General features: G+C 42.4%; 15 protein-coding genes. 9 read left to right on the top strand and 6 right to left on the bottom strand.

Annotation, left to right across the window (positions count from 1 at the left end; genetic code table 11):
• Positions 1-5: 5 nt before the first annotated feature.
• The 5 genes from FC87_RS04280 (at position 6) to FC87_RS04300 (ending at position 4,299) form a co-directional block, all read left to right on the top strand.
• Positions 6-869, top strand: coding sequence for a transporter substrate-binding domain-containing protein (locus tag FC87_RS04280; protein WP_009166422.1), 864 nt, complete (start codon positions 6-8; stop codon positions 867-869).
• Positions 866-1,516 carry an amino acid ABC transporter permease gene (locus FC87_RS04285; RefSeq protein WP_035421819.1) on the top strand — a complete coding sequence of 217 codons (651 nt, stop codon included), beginning with the start codon at positions 866-868 and terminating at the stop codon, positions 1,514-1,516. Before FC87_RS04280 ends, FC87_RS04285 begins: the two co-directional genes overlap by 4 nt.
• Entirely contained in the window at positions 1,513-2,157 is a 645-nt protein-coding gene (locus FC87_RS04290; RefSeq protein WP_035421817.1) for an amino acid ABC transporter permease, read from the top strand. The genes FC87_RS04285 and FC87_RS04290 overlap by 4 nt, the downstream gene beginning before the upstream one ends.
• A 67-nt stretch (positions 2,158-2,224) precedes the next feature.
• Positions 2,225-2,590 (top strand): TIGR02328 family protein, encoded by a 366-nt coding sequence (locus FC87_RS04295; protein ID WP_009166423.1) that lies wholly within the window; start codon positions 2,225-2,227, stop codon positions 2,588-2,590.
• A 116-nt stretch (positions 2,591-2,706) separates the two neighbouring features.
• The gene (locus FC87_RS04300; protein WP_009166424.1) at positions 2,707-4,299 is read left to right on the top strand and encodes an L-lactate permease; all 1,593 of its coding nucleotides are present in this window, start codon (positions 2,707-2,709) and stop codon (positions 4,297-4,299) included.
• Positions 4,300-4,444: 145 nt separating this feature from the next.
• On the opposite strand, the gene FC87_RS04305 is transcribed toward FC87_RS04300, so the two are convergent.
• Complete coding sequence (locus FC87_RS04305) at positions 4,445-6,118, bottom strand: alpha-keto acid decarboxylase family protein (RefSeq protein WP_035421815.1); 1,674 nt, start codon at positions 6,116-6,118, stop codon at positions 4,445-4,447.
• A 60-nt stretch (positions 6,119-6,178) separates the two neighbouring features.
• Positions 6,179-7,489 carry an NCS2 family permease gene (locus FC87_RS04310; RefSeq protein ID WP_035421813.1) on the bottom strand — a complete coding sequence of 437 codons (1,311 nt, stop codon included), beginning with the start codon at positions 7,487-7,489 and terminating at the stop codon, positions 6,179-6,181.
• A 193-nt stretch (positions 7,490-7,682) separates the two neighbouring features.
• Between FC87_RS04310 and FC87_RS04315 the strand changes: the two genes are divergently transcribed.
• Genes FC87_RS04315 through addA form a run of 3 tightly spaced genes read left to right on the top strand, consistent with a single transcriptional unit; the run spans position 7,683 to position 15,524 of the window.
• On the top strand, positions 7,683-8,261 hold the full coding sequence (locus FC87_RS04315; protein ID WP_051393797.1) for an NAD(P)H-binding protein: 579 nt from the start codon (positions 7,683-7,685) through the stop codon (positions 8,259-8,261).
• Entirely contained in the window at positions 8,261-11,818 is a 3,558-nt protein-coding gene (locus FC87_RS04320; protein ID WP_035421811.1) for a PD-(D/E)XK nuclease family protein, read from the top strand. Before FC87_RS04315 ends, FC87_RS04320 begins: the two co-directional genes overlap by 1 nt.
• The gene (addA, locus tag FC87_RS04325; RefSeq protein WP_056961730.1) at positions 11,811-15,524 is read left to right on the top strand and encodes a helicase-exonuclease AddAB subunit AddA; all 3,714 of its coding nucleotides are present in this window, start codon (positions 11,811-11,813) and stop codon (positions 15,522-15,524) included. The genes FC87_RS04320 and addA overlap by 8 nt, the downstream gene beginning before the upstream one ends.
• 27 nt (positions 15,525-15,551) lie before the next feature.
• Here addA and FC87_RS04330 read toward each other — a convergent pair whose 3' ends face one another.
• Positions 15,552-16,085, bottom strand: coding sequence for a TetR/AcrR family transcriptional regulator (locus FC87_RS04330; protein ID WP_035421807.1), 534 nt, complete (start codon positions 16,083-16,085; stop codon positions 15,552-15,554).
• Positions 16,086-16,210: 125 nt separating this feature from the next.
• Here FC87_RS04330 and FC87_RS04335 point away from each other — a divergent pair, with 125 nt between their 5' ends.
• The gene (locus FC87_RS04335; RefSeq protein WP_035421805.1) at positions 16,211-16,996 is read left to right on the top strand and encodes an alpha/beta fold hydrolase; all 786 of its coding nucleotides are present in this window, start codon (positions 16,211-16,213) and stop codon (positions 16,994-16,996) included.
• A 55-nt stretch (positions 16,997-17,051) separates the two neighbouring features.
• Here FC87_RS04335 and hxlB read toward each other — a convergent pair whose 3' ends face one another.
• The 3 genes from hxlB to FC87_RS04350 all read right to left on the bottom strand — a co-directional run bounded on the left by hxlB (position 17,052) and on the right by FC87_RS04350 (position 18,808).
• Positions 17,052-17,651 (bottom strand): 6-phospho-3-hexuloisomerase, encoded by a 600-nt coding sequence (gene hxlB, locus FC87_RS04340; protein ID WP_225349218.1) that lies wholly within the window; start codon positions 17,649-17,651, stop codon positions 17,052-17,054.
• Positions 17,602-18,231, bottom strand: coding sequence for a 3-hexulose-6-phosphate synthase (hxlA, locus tag FC87_RS04345; RefSeq protein ID WP_449751080.1), 630 nt, complete (start codon positions 18,229-18,231; stop codon positions 17,602-17,604). The genes hxlB and hxlA overlap by 50 nt, the downstream gene beginning before the upstream one ends.
• A gap of 79 nt (positions 18,232-18,310) precedes the next feature.
• The gene (locus tag FC87_RS04350; RefSeq protein ID WP_035421801.1) at positions 18,311-18,808 is read right to left on the bottom strand and encodes a methylated-DNA--[protein]-cysteine S-methyltransferase; all 498 of its coding nucleotides are present in this window, start codon (positions 18,806-18,808) and stop codon (positions 18,311-18,313) included.
• Positions 18,809-19,104 lie beyond the last annotated feature (296 nt).

Genomic DNA, 19,104 nt, shown 5'->3' on the forward strand with positions numbered 1-19,104 from the left:
CTAGCATGAGTAAATTTAAACTAAAACGCATCGGGCTAGTGGCATCTGTGATCCTAGTCTTGGTCATCATTGGTGGCATCTTTTTTGGAATTAATGCGCAAAAGCAGCAACTCAAGGGAACTGATAAGCTGCAAACCGTCAAAGAAACACACACAATGCGGTGGGGGGTTAAGTGTGATACCCGACTATTTGGCTTGATTGATCCTAAAACTGGTGAAAGTCAGGGCTTTGATGTGGATATTGCCCGAGCAGTAACTGCGCAAATTGCAAAAGATCAAGGAACCACAATTAAACCAGAGTTCACACCAGTAACCACGAATTCTAAAATTCAATTACTAAAAAATAACCAAGTTGATGCAGTAGCTGCATCGATGACAATTACGCCGGAACGGGCCAAGGTGGTTGATTTTACTAAGTCATATTTTCCCGCGGGACAATCTATTTTAGTGAAAAAAGGGTCACCAGTTACGAGCATTCGTGATTTAAATAATCCTAAATATACGGTAATTGGAATCATGGGAACAACGGCGCTGGATACAATGAAGAAATTCGCGCCAAATGCTAAGGTGATTGCCATGCCGGATAACTCGCAGGCTTTAAGCGCCCTAGAATCTGGACAAGGGGATGCCATTACGACCGATAATGCCATTTTGTATGGGCTCGCCCAACAGAGTCATGATACCCAAGTTGTGGGCAAACCTTTTACTAACCAGCCATATGGGTTAGCAGTCAATAAAGGACAGGCGTCATTACGCAAGGCGGTAGATCGAGCGTTACAAGAAACGATTGACAACGGCACTTATAACCGGTTGATCCAGAAATGGTTCTCAAACATTCCGGGATTGGATTGGAGGGAGCTCACAAAATGATCGATATTTTTACACAAAATTGGCAAACCATTTTAAATGGTTTCTGGGTGACGATCCTTTCCTCTGTGATTGGCTTGGTCGGCTCGCTCTTATTAGGGACAATTTTTGCACTTTTAGAACTGGCACCGAGCCGTAGTCTGCGAATCATTGGGACCGCTTTTGTCGAATTCTTTCGGAATATTCCGTTGCTAGTGATCACTATGTTTTTCTACGTCGTAGTTTCATCGAGTTTTAAAATCGGTGGTTTTTGGTCTGGAACCATTGGGTTAATTCTCTATACATCAGCTTTTATTGCTGAGTGTTTGCGCGGAGGAATTGCTTCGGTTGATGCTGGTCAAATGGAGGGTGCCCGGTCAAATGGTTTGACCTATACCCAAGCAATGACCCACATTGTTTTACCCCAAGGTTTCCGGCTGGCAATTCCCTCACTTGGGAATCAGTTTATTAACTTAGTTAAAAATTCTTCGATTTTATCATTTGTGGCGGGATTTGATTTGATGTACCAAGCAAATGTTATTTCGGGGGCCAACTTGGATCCATTTAATACGTACATTATTGTAGGAATTTTGTATCTATTGATTACGGCCTCCGTTTCCTGGGTGGTCAAACGACTTGAAAATCGGATTGGAAAGGAGGTTATTCGATGAGTGGAGCATTTAGTACCAGTAACGTCCAGTATCTACTTAAGGGTCTAGGCGTGACCGTGGGAGTTTCCATAATCTCAATTATTATTAGCTTTATTGCCGGCTCTGTTTTGGGAATTATTTTATATGAAAAAGTTCCGTACTTTACCAAAACAGTTCGCCTAATCGTAAACACAATTCGAAATCTTCCCCTCCTGTTAATTATCTTTTTCACCTACTTTGCGCTACCAAAATTGGGAGTTGAACTGAATGCTTTTTCGGCAACGGTCTTTGCGATGTCTGTTTTTGAAGCGACAATGGTTGCAGAAATCATCCGCGGAGGCTTACTTTCGGTGGGAATTGGACAGACTGAGGGAGCCCTTTCAACCGGGATGAACAAGGTGCAGACGCTTTGGTACATTATTCTTCCCCAAGCGTTGAAGCGCTCGATTCCACCGTTGATTTCCCAATTCATTTCGCTAGTAAAGGATACATCGTTGGCGACAGCAATCGTTTTACCTGAATTAATGTTTCGTTCTCAGGTAATTTATGGGCAGAACCCTAAATATATGGTTCCGATGTTTATTACGATTGCAGCACTCTATTTTGTAGTTAATTATAGTTTATCGCTGTTGGCTAAATGGTTTGACAAGCGGTTAGTTTAGCCATGTAGTTAGTAAGCAGTTTTGCGAATGGGCAGGACTGTTTTTTTATTTGAAAAAGGAGTAATTTATGAGACTCTGGCATGAGGCTTTAATCCCAACCCTGCCACGACAGCAACTGTTAGGGCAACATCGAGAATGCGCTGCTCTGCGCGGCAATGGGTGGGGACGTAAACATGCAACGGTTAATTACGTTTTTAATTATTCGCCTTATAAGCTCTACCAATTTCACGTTAAAGTGCTAGATGAAATGAAACGGCGCGGATACCATCCAGATGAGCACTGGTATGATGCCTGTTATCGCGGTAAAAGTTGCCCGCCCTATGAAACCATCAGTCCGATTCCTCCAACGGAGCCGTTGTACCCCGAGCATAATCCCGCCTATCTCCAATTTTGCATTGATAAGTTAACCAATTGGCAACAACAGCAAAAATAATCGAATGCTTACCGCCGGGATAGAGAGCTAGTTGCTGAAAAGTATAGCCAACTCCCGTAAAATAAATTTAGTGATGTTGTCCGACTTTTTAGAAAATAAGATAGATTGGGGTTTTTATGTATTTATTGCTGTCGGTGCTACCAATTCTGTTACCAGTATTCTTTTTGGGGGTTTTAAATTGGCCTGCTCCCAAGGGGATGGGGATTAGTGCTGTCATGATTATGATAGTCGGATTTTTCTTTTGGAAAATGCCGATTTTGGCCGTAACTGCTTCCTTATTGCAAGGAATTCACAAGAGTTTGCCGATTGTTTGGATTTTATTTGGAGCACTCCTGTTGCTACGAGCCTTGGAATTCACTAATTCCATTCAACGAATTAACCTTGGGTTTACACGATTAACTACGGATATGCGACTGCAAGCAGTGATTGTGACCTTTCTCTTTGGATCCTTAATTGAAGGGGTTTCCGGGTTTGGAACCCCGGCAATGGTAACCGCGCCACTGCTAATTGCACTGGGTTTTAAACCGTTGTCTGCGGTAGTGTTGGCCTTAGCTGCTGATTCGACTGCTTCTTCTTTTGGCGCAGTAGGGACTCCGTTGACAGTTGGTCTTAGTAATACGCTCTCCGCTGGGGGTCTGGAGAACGTTAGCACCAAAATTACGACCGTTGAATTAATTAGTGGAACGTTTTTGCCATTAATTTTAATCTTTTTACTAGTCGTATTACTCCCAAATCAGCAGCAAAAAAATAAGCTTGGCAGCGTCTTAGAATTAGCACCGTGGGCTTTGCTAATTGGTTTTTGCTATAACGGGATTGGTTGGATAACCCAACATTTTTTGGGACACGAAATGGTGGCCATTATTAGTTCGATTGGGGCGTTAGGCTTAGCAGTTCTGACGATTCGGTTGCATTTCCTTCTACCCGCCAAGCTTGAAAAACACCCTTGGCAGCAGACGCCTCAGTCTCGTGAGTTGAATTCGGCTGAGTCAGTGACTATGCCGCTATGGCTAGCGTGGTTTCCCTACGTATTAACGGTGATTTTGTTGGTTTTACCTAAATTTGTACCAGCAATCCATCATTTCTTAACTAACCAGGTCAACCTGTCCTGGATGAAAATCTTGGGCTTTAAGACGATTAACTCCGAGTGGTTATTATTGGCTTCGCCAGGGACGGTGCTGGTGTTAGTGGCGATTGTAACGTTATTAATTCATCGGGTATCTTGGGCGGACTTTGGCACGGAGACCAAACAAGTAGTTGTTTCGATGAAGTATACTGTTTTGGCGTTGGTAGTAACGCTGGTAATGGTTCAAGTGTTCACTAATTCAGGGATTAATACCAGTTCTTTAGCTAGCATGCCAGAATTTTTGGCAGAAAAATTAGCGCACGCCTTTAGTGGAATTTGGCTCGGAATTGCACCACTGTTAGGTGGATTGGGATCATTTGTAACTGGCAGTACGACTGTTTCAACCTTGACATTTGCACCGGTACAGGCAAGTGTGGCTAAGGATGCTGGTCTGGATGTTGACCTTGTGTTGGCGCTACAAGTGATTGGGGCTTCGATCGGAAACATGATTTGCATTCATAATATTGTAGCGGTAAGTGGGGTAGTCGGTCTAACTGGCAAAGAGGGACAGGTACTGCGTGAAAACGCCCTACCGGTATTGTTTTACTTTGGATTACTGCTAGTTGCTATTATGATTGTTAGTTAAGCTCGCTTAACGTAGTTGGATAGACTGAAATTTCTAATTTATCCAGTTTTTAATTTAAGACGGTAGTCAAGAAAGGACTGGGGTTAACACAGTTGCTTGCTAAGGGTATGTTTAAAAAATAAAGCTGTCCTTATTACGGGCAGCTTTATTTTTGATTATTTTTTTTAACTAGTTTACTGAATTTTTTTAAATTTGCTGGAGCATCCGTTTTTTCAAGCCGAAGTTGCACAATAGTTAGCGGTTGGTTTGCCGGTTGTAGTTTTTTCAAGACACTAATTAGCTCAGCGTTAGTTTTGACGTCAAAGAATTGAGCCGTCTTTGCAGTGGCACCAAAAGCGGGCAGGAGCGTTTGGTAATTAAGCTGGGGAACATCATTATATGAAGCAGTTAACCCCTGAATAACTCGTTCGATGGTATAACCTTGGTTATCTAAAATAAAAATTAACGGTTTTAATTGGTTTTTAATAGCAAAAGCGAGTTCTTGCAGTGACAATAAGATTGATCCCTCACCAATTGATAGGATGACTCGGTGCTGGCGATTTGCTAAGCTAGCACCGAGCGCGGCTGGAAAGGTATAGCCAATCGCAGCCCATAAAGATTGACAAATATAGCAATTATCTCCAGGCAACCGATTATTTTCTAATGCGAAAAGGGAGGTTCCGTGTTCTACCACTAGAGTATCACCGGTTTGTACGAAGGTTTCCAGGGCCTGACGATAAAAATCTTCTGTCAGAGGCTGTTGCTGTCCACTTGGCAGGGGAGTCAACTGAAATGGATTTGTGGGACCGGCTTGATGACAGACGTTAGGGCTCTGGCAAAGCGCCTTAATTGTCGCAGTAAAATTCTCTGGATTTGCTGGGAAACGCTGTTCACCTAAAAAGTTAATTTCTTGCGGAGTCAGTAAAATGGTGTTGTAGTTAGCAAAGGTTTGCGTAAAACCACCCGTGCTAACATCTGATAAGATTGGTCCGAGTGCTAAATAAAGATCGGCTTGTTGCATGAATTGCTGAACCACCGGATTAGAGATATTGCCGGTATAGGTACCTATGAATTGAGGGATATTTTCGTCAATAACCCCCTTACTTTCATTTAGATCGACAAAAGGTAACTGGTGCTTAGTAATAAATTTTTGGACAACGTTTTTAAGGTGAAAACGTTCGACCGCAGATCCAATGATAAGCACGGGATGTTGTGCCGTGTTTAATTGTTGGCAAATGTCGTTTAATAGCGTTAGTGGTGGTGTCTCTGGTTTTGTTGACCCAGCAATTAGTGTTGGAATGCGGGTCTTGAAAACTGGGTTGACCTGTAAATTAGCTAGGTTTACTGGTAATTGAAGATAGCCGGGTTGCTTGGTTTGTAACATGGCTTGGATGACACGATTGATTTCCGTAATGGCGTTATTGACCGTTATTTGACCGGTAATTATACCGAGGTTTTGATGGATTTGCTTAGAAAAACTAAAATCCTGATGAGGTAGCGAGTGGTGAACGAGTTGTCGGGTTTGTTGGGTTGTAGTAGCGGGAGTTCCCACAATCTCTAAAACAGGAACACGCTCAGCCTGACTACCGGTTAAACCGTTAAGGGCACTCAGTTCACCAACACCAAAGGTTGTTACTAGGGCACTAAAACCATTTTTACGAGCATAACCGTCTGCTAAATAGGCAGCATTTAATTCATTCAGATTACCCCGCCAGGTTAAATCGGTTCGCTGCTCAAGGTGATCTAAGAAATTTAAATTGTAGTCACCAGGAACCCCGACCACGTCGGTGACACGCAAATATTTTAGGATATCGAGCAAATAGTCTGAAATTGTATACATATAGGTAAGCCTCACTTGATAGGAAAAATAACTTCAAATCAAGTTTATCACTTTTAAAGATTATTGATTGAGAATCCATAGAAATATCACGAAAATGATGGCAAGACCATACATCATGAGACCAACTTCTTTACCACGTTTGGCAGCAATCATGGTAATTGGATAAGCAATGAATCCCAAAGCAATTCCATCTGAAATACTGTAAGTAAGGGGCATCCCAATGGCAATTAGAAAAGCGGGAGCGGCTACCTCGAATTTGTTCCAATTGACTTGTGCTAGGGATTTCGCCATTAAAACGCCGACAATGATAAGGGCTGGGGCTGTAATTTGACTAGTGATAACCGAAAGAAGTGGCGAAAAGAAAGTTGCTAGAACAAACATTATTCCGGTGACAACTGCGGTGAATCCGGAGCGTCCACCGACAGCAATTCCTGCCGATGATTCTACGTAAACACTCATGGGAGAGGTTCCGAGGAGAGAACCTACTAGCATGGTAGTAGAATCGGCAGCGAGCGCCCGTCCGACTCGTGGCATCTGGTTATTTTTCATGTAGCCGGCCTGTTCTGCTAGACCGATTAACGTCCCTGCTGTATCGAAGAAGGTCACTAAGAGAAAGGTTAGAACAACTACAAATAATTGCGGGGTATTAATCTTATCGAGATTAGAAAGGCTGACGAGAAAAGTTGACTTAATGCTGGGAACTCCTGCAACCAGTGCACTAGGAAGTTTGATCAAGCCGGTTCCCATGCCAATGATGGAAGACAGTACCATTCCGATAAAAATTGCGCCAGGAATGCGGGCGCTCATCAAAAAGAGGGTAATTAATAGCCCGGCAATTGTCAGAAGGGTTGTGGGAGTGGTGAGTGATCCCAGACTGACAAGGGTATCTTTATTAGCAACAACGAGTCCCCCGTTGTTAAATCCAAGAAAGGCGATAAATAGTCCGATTCCGCCACCGATGGCTGCTTTAAGATCGGTTGGGATGGCATTAATAATCAACTCTCTTAATTTGACGGCTGTTAGTAAGACAAAAAGAACGGCAGCAATTAAAACTCCGCTCATGGCTGTTTGCCAAGGAATTTTCATTCCAATACAGACAGAGTAAGCAAAGAAAGCATTGATTCCCAATCCGGCGGAAAGGGCAAACGGATAGTTCGCTAAGACGCCCATCAAGATACAACCAAAAGCAGTTGCCATGGCGGTCGCCGTGAAGACGGCTCCTTTGTCCATTCCCGTTGCTCCGAGAACGTTCGGATTTACAAACAGAATGTAAACCATAGAAATAAATGTAGTAATCCCGGCAAGGGTTTCGGTCTTGAAATTAGTCCTGAGTTCTTTAAAATGAAAAAAAGTTGCTATTCTGGTTCCCATACCTAACTCCTTTAAATAAAGTTCGTTAATTAACGAAATAAGTTCTAATTAATCATACAACGAGCGCGATATTTTTTCAAACACGAACTTTATTTATTTTTAAAAATTCAGAGATTGTTCAGCTAACCTTAAAATGATTTAAAATAGAGCTAGTTTAAAAAGTGGTTTGCTAGTTGAAAGAGAGAGGGCGCTCATGACACAAATGAAACAAATTTTACTGGTTGGCACTGGTCCGCTAGCAACTGGGATTAAGATGCGTTTTCAGGATGATTCCCACTGGTCCCTAACTCAGATAGCTGGAACGAGCGAGCAACTGGCGCAGATAAATCAACTGCAAACACAAGTACCACTAATAATTATTTTTGCATTATCTGGGCATGGGACTGACTTTGTGATCCCCGAAGTGTTAGACCATCCATTGGTACGGAAGGGATCAATCAATCGGATTATTATGATTGCTACGGCGGGAATTGATCAAGAAGTACAAGGGAGTTTGAAATATAACGAGATCAATGATGTTCCCGAGTACCTGCGTGAACAGCGATATGCGGTAAAGGTGATTGATGAAACTGAAGTTCCCTATACGATTTTTCGTCCTGGAGATTTAGTTGCGGGTGGAACTCGTCCAATTAATTTGTTTGCCGAAGGAACCCAGATGCCAGCTGGAGAAGTTTCATATGAAACAATGGCTAGTTTAGTGATGCAAGCAGTTGTAACGGATCGCTTTCTTAATCAGTCGGTGGGCGTTGTTGCAAGCAGTAAGGAGAATTAATGACTTTAAAATTTATTTTGGGACCAGGGAGTGCTGACCATGCCGGTGCCGTTATCGACGATCTACAGCACCAAATGGCAAAAAAAAGGACAGACACCTTTTTTTATGTGGTACCTAATAACGTTAAATTTGAATCAGAATTGCAAACGCTGCGGAGTTTAAATCAAAAACAGCAGCCAGTTTATGCGCAAAATCAATTGCAAATTTTCTCATTTTCGCGACTAGTGTGGTATTTTCTGAATACTAAAGCTGCTTATCAGTTGCCGAAATTATCACCAATGGCAATTAATATGATAATTTATCAAATTATTGAAGATCGGCGGGCTGATTTGACGGTCTACCGTGGTGAGGGGAAACAAGCCGGCTTCATTCAACAGGTTGCCGATCAGCTAATGGAACTACAACAAGGGGGCATTAGTGCCGATAACTTAGCGCAACTAAGTGATTTGGGAGCTGACCAAGTCAATCCCGAATTGCATGATAAACTCCATGATCTACAAATTATTTATCAAGAGTTCGTGCAACGAACCGATGGGCAATACTTGTACCAAGCAGAACTACTGGAACTACTTAACGAGTATTTATTAGGTCTGGATGATGCCCAAATTAGTACGATGCATTTTTATTTTAGTCAGTTTAAAAATTTTTCCGCCCGCGAGTTACAAATTATTCAGACACTGATTACAAGGGCACAAGTCACCATCGATTTAAATCTCACTCAAGCAGCCATAGCAGCAAATGAGGAAAGCTTGTTTGCGCAACCGACACAGCTATATCATTATTTAACTGATTATGCAGAGCAACATGCAAAAAAGCTTGCTGATCGTTGGGCAACGTCGCGGTCGCAAGCACTCGGCTTACAACAGTTAGAAGAATATTGGATTGCTAGTAATGAAATGGAGACGCCGCTCCCGCCTAGTCCCCACCAAAACGATGCGCTGCAGGTCAGCGTTACTAAAACGGCTTTTGCAGAATTAATGCAATTGGCAACCGAGATTCGGCGATTGGTAGCAACTGGAAACTATCGGTATCGCGATATTTTGGTAACGGCGCGACAGCTGGACCAGTATCAGTCAATTTTACAGCCGGTTTTTTCAATGTTACAAATCCCATATTTCACCGATAATCAACAACAGATGGATCAGCACCCGTTAGTGGGGATGTTAGCTAGTTTATTAGCAATTGACCGCCCTAATCGAGCCCAAAATTATCGCTATGACGATGTGATGGCGCTCTTAAAATCCGAATTATTACTTCCTCAAGATGACGAGGGACACCCTTTAGAACTAAACCGATATCGGCGGGCAGTGGCATTGTGTGAAAATCTAGTGTTGAAAAACGGATACCAAGGAAAACGGTGGACGCAAGCGCAAGATTGGATGTATGCACAAGCCTATAATGCTGAAACTGGGGTCGTGGTTGATAAAAACCAACAATTATCAAAAGAAATCAATCTGATTCGCCACTTTATTAAAAACAATTTGCCCCCGTTTTATCGCCAGTTAAAGCAAGCTCCCGACGGGAAAACGGCTGCGACGGTCTTGTATCGCTTTTTGGTTAACCATGGCGTGCCAGCTCGTTTACAAGAATGGCAGACGAACGCGACTGAAGCAGGACAGTTACAGGCCGCTCGCCAGTCGGAACAGGTCTGGGATCAATTTTGTCAGATTTTAGATGACTATGTAGCCGTGCTAGGCCAGCATGAGTTTGTTGTTGACGATTTTTGGTCATTGTTGCAAGCCGGGTTTGTAGGAGCTAGCTACTCTCAGATTCCTTCGACTTTAGATCAAGTTACGATTTCTGAGGCGGGTCGAGTGCATCTTCCAGATAAAAAAATCACTTTCATCTTAGGTGCCGATGACACTAATTTTCCAGCGAAAATTGATAATCAGCAGTTACTAACTGATGGAGATCGTGACCAATTAGAAGCAGGGTTGTATCCTGATCAGTATCTGCAAGCAACTAGCACGCAACAAATGTTAAATGAGCCGTATGATGATTACCTGTTAATGATGACACCGAGTGATCGATTATATTTTTCCTATAATCTCGGGGGTGATGTGGCTGAGCAACAAAAGCAACTGTCTCCATATGTCGCTCGCATTCAAAATTATTTTGATTTACCTCTCAGAACGGTTAACGATACTCCCACTGGGCAAGAAACTAATCTGACTCCGTACCTAGGAACGGCGCGATCGGCGCTACATTATTTGTTGCCAGCTTCTCTGGCTAGTAAAAAGGCTGGTTTGCCACTAAGTAGTGACTGGCAACAGGTGCAGACAGTATTACTTAATGCACCTGATCAAGGACTACAACAGTTAACGAAGCGGTTACTTGCCAGCTTGCAGTATAAGAATGAACCGGAAAATTTACGTCCAGAGATTGTAACGGCCTTGTATGGCACGAATCTGACGACTTCAATTTCTAAATTAGAAGATTTTTATCAAAATCCATACGAATATTTCTTAAAGTACGGATTGCAGCTCCGTGAACGATCGGAGTTTGAAATTAGTCCGACCGATACGGGACAGTTTTTCCACGAAGCACTGGATCAGTTTAGTAAAGCAGTTAGAGAACAACGGTTGGATCTGGCGGCTTTGAGCGATGCAGATCTTAGCGAACTGGTGTTAGAAATTACTACTAAGATGATTGAACAAGACGTTAATTATCAATATGAAATTTTGAAAAGTTCTCAACGAATGAAATACTTGCAATCACAGTTAATCCAGACTGTCCAAGAGATGGTACAAACCATGCGAACTCAGGCAAGTTATACTCCAGCCCGTCCGGCAGTTAGTGAAGTTGCCTTTGGTCCGGGTCAGCCCTATGCAGGTTTGCATTATGATTTAGATAAGCAACATCAGTTAAATGTGCAAGGGCGCATTGATCGGATTGATCGGATAAAGGTTGCTGATCATGATTATCTAGGAGTGGTTGATTATAAATCGGGAAATAAAAAATTAGAACTCAATGCGGTTTATGATGGAATAGAATTACAATTACTAACATATTTAAAAGCACTTTGGCAAAATCGAGCACAGTTAGGAGCACCGGATGCGAAAATATCAGGCGCGTTGTATATGCACATCTTTGCACCAGTTTTAAAACCGAATGAGGTTAAAAATTGGGATGATCAGCAACAAATTACAGCGGCGGTGTTAAAAAAACATCGGTTTGAAAGTGGAATTTTAATTAATGATCCCGAATTTATTAAGTCGCTGGCTGATCCGGTTCATCTAAGCACGATCTATCCCATTTCGTTAAAAAACGACGGACAGCTGCGCCAGAATAGTCAAGCCGTGACTCCCGAACAGCTACAAGCATTGTTAAACCATACCGAAAAATTAATGCAACAAGCTGCAACACGTATTTTTGCGGGAGAAACTACCTTGGCACCCGTGCAGTATAACCAAACCTCAACGTTACAATATTCACCTTATAAACCAATTATGCAATTTGACCCAATGCTGCCAGAAAATCAGTATCGAGAGATCATCAACCAAGATAAAAACACGATTTTACAGCAAATCATGAGGGAGGCACAGCAACATGAGTAAACCCGAGTGGACGCCTGGACAACGGCGTGCGATTCAGGAAGACTTTCCTGGGAATACGCTCGTTTCGGCTTCGGCTGGATCAGGAAAAACGAGTGTCCTTACCCAGCGAGTTTTAAGAAAGATTAAGGCAGGGGTGAATGTTGATCAGTTGCTGATTGTGACCTTTACTAATGCTGCCGCTAAAGAAATGCGCGATCGTATTAAGACGCTGATCATTGATGAACTAAATGTGGCGCAGGATCCACAACTCAAGCAGCGACTGGTTAGTCAGTTGCGCTTGCTACCAACAGCCCACATTGAAACCCTGGATGCTTTTTGTCAGTGGTTGGTTAAAAAATACTATTATATCATCAACTTGGATCCTGATTTTCGGATTTTAACGGATCAAAGTGAATTAGGATTATTACGGGACCGGGTTTGGGAAACGGTTCGCGAACAGCTCTATGGTAATGATGATGGGAGCTTTGCCGCATTAACTAGAAACTTTTCCAGTGATCGCAGTGATGATGGTTTAACCACGGTCCTATTTCAGTTGTATGATTTTGCTAATGTCACTCCTGATTTCCAGCATTGGCTTGCCTGTCTGCCAGAATTTTATGCGACGTCTGGCGCTTTGACGAATAGTGCCTTGTATCAAAAACTGTTACTGCCAGCCATGCAAAATCAGTTTCGACAGATGGATCAGGACTGGCAACAATTGATTCAGCAAGCAGAGCAGGCAGGGTTAGATAAACACTTGGATCTTTTTGAAGCTGAACGAAAAAAATTAGCTAATTTGGCGAACCAGCTGACCACAAAAAGTTGGGATGAGCTTCGCGAGCAATTTTCCAATTTTAAATTTGATAACGTTCCCAGGATTTCAAAAAAAGAGCTTGATGATGAGCAACTGGTAGCTAAGCAGCAGCTGACTGAACGACGAACAATGGCTAAAAAAGTGCTCCAAAAGCTCCAAGATGATTATTTTTTTGCCAGTGAAAGCGAGAACCAACAGGTCATGGAACGCTCTGAACAACTCGTGCGTAAATTAGTAAAGGTAGTACAACAATTTGCAACTGCCTATGCGGAGACCAAACGGAAGCGACGAACTTATGAATTTATTGACATTGAACATTTTGCGCTACAAATTTTAACTAGTGATGAGCCAGCCGGGCAACAACTTCAGGACTATTTCCGTAAATATCTGAATGAAATCATGATCGATGAGTATCAGGATAATAACCGACTGCAGGATGCCATTTTAGCTGCTTTAAAACGGTCTGACCCTGAAAATTTGTTTATGGTGGGGGATGTCAAACAGTCAATCTATCGGTTCCGGTTAGCTGATCCTAGTTTATTTGGGGAAAAATACCAGACCTACCCCGATCAACCAAACAATACGCTTATTACGTTGCCTGATAATTTTCGTTCGGTGCAAAATATCGATGATTTTACGAACTTACTGTTTTCCCAAATCATGAATCAGCAACTGGGAGAAATTGATTATACTGGTGATAATTACTTGAAATTTGGGGCGCATGATTATCCAGATCAGCTCGATACGAAGACAGAAGTGCTTCTTTATAAAGCGGATGAACCAGTTCCTGATGAAGTGACAATGCAAGTTCCTAATGAACAACAGCAGGTTGAAATGATTGCGGAACGCATTGAGCAACTGATTCATGATCAGTATCAGGTTTATGATCGTAAACAGCAGCAAATGCGCCCGATTGAATATGGAGATATTGCATTGTTAGCAGCAACTAAGCACAACAATTTTTCAATCGCAAGCATTTTTGCTGAACACCAGATTCCAGTTATGATCGATGGCTCGGAGAGTTATTTTAAGACGACGGAAATTCAAATCGTAATGTCATTGCTGCAACTGATCGATAATCCATATCAGGATATTCCATTAGCTGCCGTGCTCCGTTCGCCAATGGTCGGTATGAATGAAAATGAACTGGCCTTTTTACGAATCACTAAAAAAATGGGGAATTATTTCCAAGCCGTGCTTGATTTCCCCAATTTGTATCAGCACGACCAACCAACTCCCTTCGGAGATGCGGTTCTTGCAAAGGTTCAACACTTTTTACAAGGATTGCAGCACCTGCGAGATTTTGCGACTCAGCATCGTTTAGCTGAACTGATTTGGAAAATTTATGAACAAACAGGTTTTTTGGATTATGTAGGGGGCATGACAGCTGGGAAAAAACGACAAGCCAATCTGCACGCACTCTATCAGCGAGCGGAGGAGTATGAAAAAAATGGCTTTCGTGGACTGTTTGCTTTTGTGCAGTTTGTAAAGCGCCTCCAAAAACAGAATCAAGACTTGGGGGAAGCTCCAGTTGAAGCAGAGGCAAATGCCGTCACAGTTAAAACAATTCATGGAAGTAAGGGATTAGAGTATCCTGTGGTGATTCTAATGGATGCCAACCATGGTTTTAATGAAACTGATTTGCGGGCAGCGAGCGTATTAGATGCTGACTATGGAATTGGTATTAGGTGTTATTTACCGAATCAAAAAGCCCGATTTCCTTCATTGCAATATTTGGCCATTGTGCAAAGAGGTCGGCAACGCATGCTGTCAGAGGAAATGCGGAAGTTATATGTCGCAGTCACGCGCGCCAAGCAAAAACTAATTATTACGGGAATTGTGAAGGGGAGTCCCCAGGCGGATGCCGAGACTACAGTGCTAAGTAAATGGGAGCAGGCCCTTCAAAGTGAAGAACGAGTGCTTGATGTAGCATTACGAGCAAAAGCGAAGAGCTTTTTAGACTGGATTGGACCAGCGCTGGTGCGCACGAAGACGTATCAGCAGCAAGCGCAGGCAGGGGAAATTGCGCAGCAGTCGCTGGTTGATAGTTCCGCTGCTTTTCAAATCAAATTTCTGGCTGCGTCTGATTTGCAACGTTCAAATGGTCGGCAAGTTAGTCAGGTTAAAAGTACAAGTGCTACCCCCCAACTAAGTCAGTCCGTAGTGCAACAATATTTGAATTTTCAATACCCCTATAAGGATGCCACGAAGACGACGGCTTATCAATCAGTGTCAGAGATTAAGCGCCAGTTCGATGATCCTGATAACATTCAACTCGGGAGTATTAATGAACGAGAACACCAGCTTTTAAAAAACACACGCTACAACAATCAGAACTTTGCCGAACCACGGTTTATGCAGCAAGTGGGGATTCCTAGTCCACAAGAAGTTGGAACGGCTACGCATTTAGTTTTACAGAAGGTAGATGTAACAAAACCGGTTACAGTTGTTCAAGTGCAGCTTTTAATTCAACAACTAGTTTCAGAAAAGCTGTTAGCCCAAGAACTTGCTGCCAATATTAAGGTTGATGCGATTGTAGCTTTTTACCAGACGACAATTGGACAACGCATTTTGCAGCATCCCGAGCAACTACAGCGAGAAGTTCCTTTTTCACTAGTAATCAATGCGGATCGCCTATTTACAGAATTTCATCACGATGCGAAACAACAATTGTTGGTGCATGGTATTATTGATGGTTATTTAGCAGACCCAAAGCGAGGCGTTTGCCTATTCGATTATAAAACTAGCTTTGTAAATCCTAACCATCCTGAAACTGATATTCAAAAAATTAAAAATCAGTATGCTGGCCAGGTTAATATTTATGCTTTGGCGTTAGCTGACATGCTAAAACAACCAGTCACCAGTAAATATCTTTATCTGCTGTCGATTAATAAGTTAATTGAGATCAATTGACGAGTACAGAGAAATAAGCTTGACAACCTAAAATTTAGCTAAAATTGTAGTCATCTCGTTGACAGCAGTTTGGGCATCAACAGGAATTAAGTCGGTGATCATTTGGGCATAAACATCAACAGCTCCTGAGATGATAAAGGGGATTTCAACCTGTGAATACGAATTCGTAACTTGAATTTTTTCGTGGCTCATAACTGTTTTGATTAATAATTTTTTGATTTTGCTAAGTAAAAGTTGATTTCGTTCATTTTTTAAAAAAGTATGGATAACTTCATCTTGTGACAAGTAATCATACAGTTGTTGATTTAATAAAGCATAATTGACTTTGGATTGGTCTTGATAACTTGTTTGGAGAATTTGGCTAAGATCGCGAAGAATTTCATCACAGATAGAATCATAAAGGTTATCAATGTCTTGATAATGCAAATAAAAGGTGGCCCTAGTGATGCCAGCCGTTCGTACCACCTCTGTAACACTAATTTTTGGCAGGCTGGTCGTTTTCATTAAATTGATAAGGGCCGTTTTAATGGCCTTTCTAGTTCTAATACTCCGTTGATCCATTGGCAAACCTCATTTTCTCAAATTAACACATTTAGCTAACTTAAATATAGCATTATTTATTTATCAGAACCAACTATCACCGTGGTCAGTTTGACAATTTTAGTCTGTAATCAGGAGGATTTGAGATGATTTCATATCAAATAGTGGGGCAAGGAGTCCCAATTGTTTTTATCCATGGATTAGCCCTTGATCGGACCTCCATGCGGGATTTTTTTGAACCTTTGTTAAAGGGGTCTGGTTGGAAACGTTACTACGTAGATTTACCCGGGATGGGGAATTCACCAGGCACCCCGCAGGCTGATGTGCAAACCGTTTTGGCTGCCTTAGTTACCTTTATCAAAGCGCAGCTGGATAATGAAAAATTCGTGGTGTGCGGTCGTTCTTTTGGTGGATATCTTGCGAGCTTTTTAACAAAAACGTTTGGTAGTCAAATCAGAGGAATTTTTCTAACCTGCCCGGTGGTAAAGGCGCATAAGGAAGAGCGAGTACTTGCCCAACATGTGACGAAACCGTTTGGTACTGTTAATTACATTAGCCATAAGGAATTTAAAACCGATTTTTTAGCAATGAACGTTAAGATTGGCCCTCATCAGTGGGATTTATATCAACAACTAATTATTCCAGGACTCCAACGCCGCGATGCTGGTTTTATTGAAACACTTCAACGAAACTATCAGCTGGAGTTTGAAAGTGATCTGCCCCGGTTTATCAGTCCGCAGACTCAGTTGATGATATTGGCTGGTCGTCACGATCAGATAGTTGGTTTTCAACAACAGCTGGAGTTGGGTGAGCGGGTGAAAAATAGTACGGTGGTTCTATTGCAAAACGCAGGACACAATCTTTTTATTGATGAAGAAATGAAGACAGCTGGTTATTTCAAAGGATTTTTACAACAGTTGGTAGTCAAATAAAGTACTAAAAAGACCAGGAGACAGAAGTAAAACTGTCCGACTGGTCTAGTTGGCATTATTCTAAGTTAGCATGTTGAGAACGTAATTCCTGTTCAGTAATTCCCTGGTCGTTCATTAAGGCAAGTACAAGAGCGTCTCCAAAAATCCAAACAGACTGTTCAAACAGACTACCCAATGGCTGTTGAGATGAGGTGGCAGTTCGACCAGTCTGTTTGCTTTTGCCGGGAAGGAGCGTAACCTGCTTAGCAATGGTAGCAATTGGATTTGATTTGTTAGTGGAAAAGAGCCAAATCACAGCGCCAGCCTGCTGAGCAGTTTGGGCAAGCTCAACGATCGCCGGAGTGGTTCCAGAAGCAGATGCGAGTACTAATAAGTCGCCTTCTTGAATTGCTGGCGTCGTCGTTTCACCGACAACAAAGACGGTCTTGCCTAACTGCATCAAGCGCATTGCAAGCGCCTTGATTGCCAGCCCAGATCGTCCGCCCCCGGAAACAAAAATGCGGGGCGCTTGCTCGATTATTTCGCAGTCCCGGTTCGTTAAGTTAATCGGTTGTTTGGCTAGCTCGGCAATAATGGTTTGCCACGATTTTGAATTTACCATCTGGTTATTTAATTGCCGCTTTGAAGGATTTAGCGGCGCTTGTAGGATCGTCATTGGTTGCAATTCCAGCTCCAACAATTAGCAAGTCGGGATTAGCTTGCTTAATCTCATCCAAGTTAGTTAGCTTAATGCCACCTTCCAGCGCCGTCTTAGTTTTGGTGACGTTTTCCTTGATTGTGTTGAACGTTGCAAAAGGAGTTTCACCCTGGGCTTGAAGATCGTAACCGGTGTGAGTAGCAATGTAGTCTGCTCCCATTTGATCAATTTCTCGCGCTCGGCGAGCAACGTCGTGGACACCAATCATATCGACCAATAGTTCTTTTTTAGCCTGGTGAGCAACTTTAATGGCATCTCGGATGGATTGATCCTCAGCGACTCCCAGAATGGTAGTGATGTCAGCTCCATATTTAAATGCTTGACTAACTTCATACGAAGCAACGTCCATAATTTTAACATCAGCCAGTAAGGTTAAATTAGGGAAACGGTTCCTAATTTTAGCCAGGCCTTCAAGACCAAAATTAATCACAAGCGGAGTTCCATATTCTACGATATCAACGCTTTCCTGAGTCTTTTCAATCAAATTAATGGCCCCATCGATGTCCTCAAGGTCAATTGCAAGCTGTAACTTCATCATCTTCACACCTTTTCTAATAAGTTTATGTCATCAATGCTATTACTTTTTGTAATATATTTCATGGATTAGCACTTAGGCGTTAGGTGGTCCACTTATAATCGGTTTGTTCATGCGCTAAGAGCAACTTTTTTCTGGTAAGTCCACCAGCGTACCCGGTCAACTTACCGTTTTTTCCAAGAATTCGGTGACAAGGGATGATAATAGAAATTGGATTATTTGCAACCGCATTGGCAACTGCACGGACGGCGGCGGGATTAATTGGACGGGCCAGTTGTTGATACGTACAGGTTTTTCCCGATGGGATTTGCAAGAGGGCTCGGTAAACTCGTTGTTGAAATTCAGTTCCAGTTAAATCCAATGGGACGATCTGTGCCTCCGGATGTTGATTGGTAAAATAAAGATCCAACCAGTGGGCTGTCAGTGAAATAACAGCCGTTTTTCTCATAGGAACCTGGTTAAGTTTGAAATTGGCACCGTAATGGGCTTGTCCAACGAACCATAATCCGGCTAAGCCATTAGAGCTACTTAAGATGGTGATTTCCCCAATTGGGGATTGATAGTTTGATTTTGCTAACAAACGATAAAGACGACCTTTCTTAATGGTTGGTTTTTACAGATAGAAAATAAGCTGAACAACAAACAACCGAACAAGAATTAAATTCCAGTCCGGTTGTTGTGAAACTTTAATAATATTGATACGGTTGCCAAAGTCACGCGATTTTTTCGATACAGACTTCCGTCACTGGTAGCGGGGTTGATTGGGGACGGATTAGTTTGTGGAAATTTTCAGATCGTATCTGAATCGATGTGAGAGAGTTTCTATCCGTGTTCCAGCAAGGGGTGGGCACGAATGCTAGCGCATTCTGCTGAAAT

Origin of the sequence: Fructilactobacillus florum DSM 22689 = JCM 16035, from assembly GCF_001436645.1 — a bacterium.
Classification (GTDB): Bacteria; Bacillota; Bacilli; order Lactobacillales; family Lactobacillaceae; genus Fructilactobacillus; species Fructilactobacillus florum.

Bases quoted from the DNA above. Each gene is read 5' to 3' on its own strand.
- FC87_RS04280 (WP_009166422.1), top strand. From the start codon at position 6: ATGAGTAAATTTAAACTAAAACGCATCGGGCTAGTGGCATCTGTGATC.
- FC87_RS04335 (WP_035421805.1), top strand. From the start codon at position 16,211: ATGATTTCATATCAAATAGTGGGGCAAGGAGTCCCAATTGTTTTTATC.
- hxlB (WP_225349218.1), bottom strand. From the start codon at position 17,651: ATGACGATCCTACAAGCGCCGCTAAATCCTTCAAAGCGGCAATTAAAT.
- FC87_RS04305 (WP_035421815.1), bottom strand. From the start codon at position 6,118: ATGTATACAATTTCAGACTATTTGCTCGATATCCTAAAATATTTGCGT.
- FC87_RS04320 (WP_035421811.1), top strand. From the start codon at position 8,261: ATGACTTTAAAATTTATTTTGGGACCAGGGAGTGCTGACCATGCCGGT.
- FC87_RS04330 (WP_035421807.1), bottom strand. From the start codon at position 16,085: ATGGATCAACGGAGTATTAGAACTAGAAAGGCCATTAAAACGGCCCTT.
- hxlA (WP_449751080.1), bottom strand. From the start codon at position 18,231: ATGATGAAGTTACAGCTTGCAATTGACCTTGAGGACATCGATGGGGCC.
- addA (WP_056961730.1), top strand. From the start codon at position 11,811: ATGAGTAAACCCGAGTGGACGCCTGGACAACGGCGTGCGATTCAGGAA.
- FC87_RS04310 (WP_035421813.1), bottom strand. From the start codon at position 7,489: ATGGGAACCAGAATAGCAACTTTTTTTCATTTTAAAGAACTCAGGACT.
- FC87_RS04285 (WP_035421819.1), top strand. From the start codon at position 866: ATGATCGATATTTTTACACAAAATTGGCAAACCATTTTAAATGGTTTC.
- FC87_RS04300 (WP_009166424.1), top strand. From the start codon at position 2,707: ATGTATTTATTGCTGTCGGTGCTACCAATTCTGTTACCAGTATTCTTT.
- FC87_RS04290 (WP_035421817.1), top strand. From the start codon at position 1,513: ATGAGTGGAGCATTTAGTACCAGTAACGTCCAGTATCTACTTAAGGGT.
- FC87_RS04295 (WP_009166423.1), top strand. From the start codon at position 2,225: ATGAGACTCTGGCATGAGGCTTTAATCCCAACCCTGCCACGACAGCAA.
- FC87_RS04315 (WP_051393797.1), top strand. From the start codon at position 7,683: ATGACACAAATGAAACAAATTTTACTGGTTGGCACTGGTCCGCTAGCA.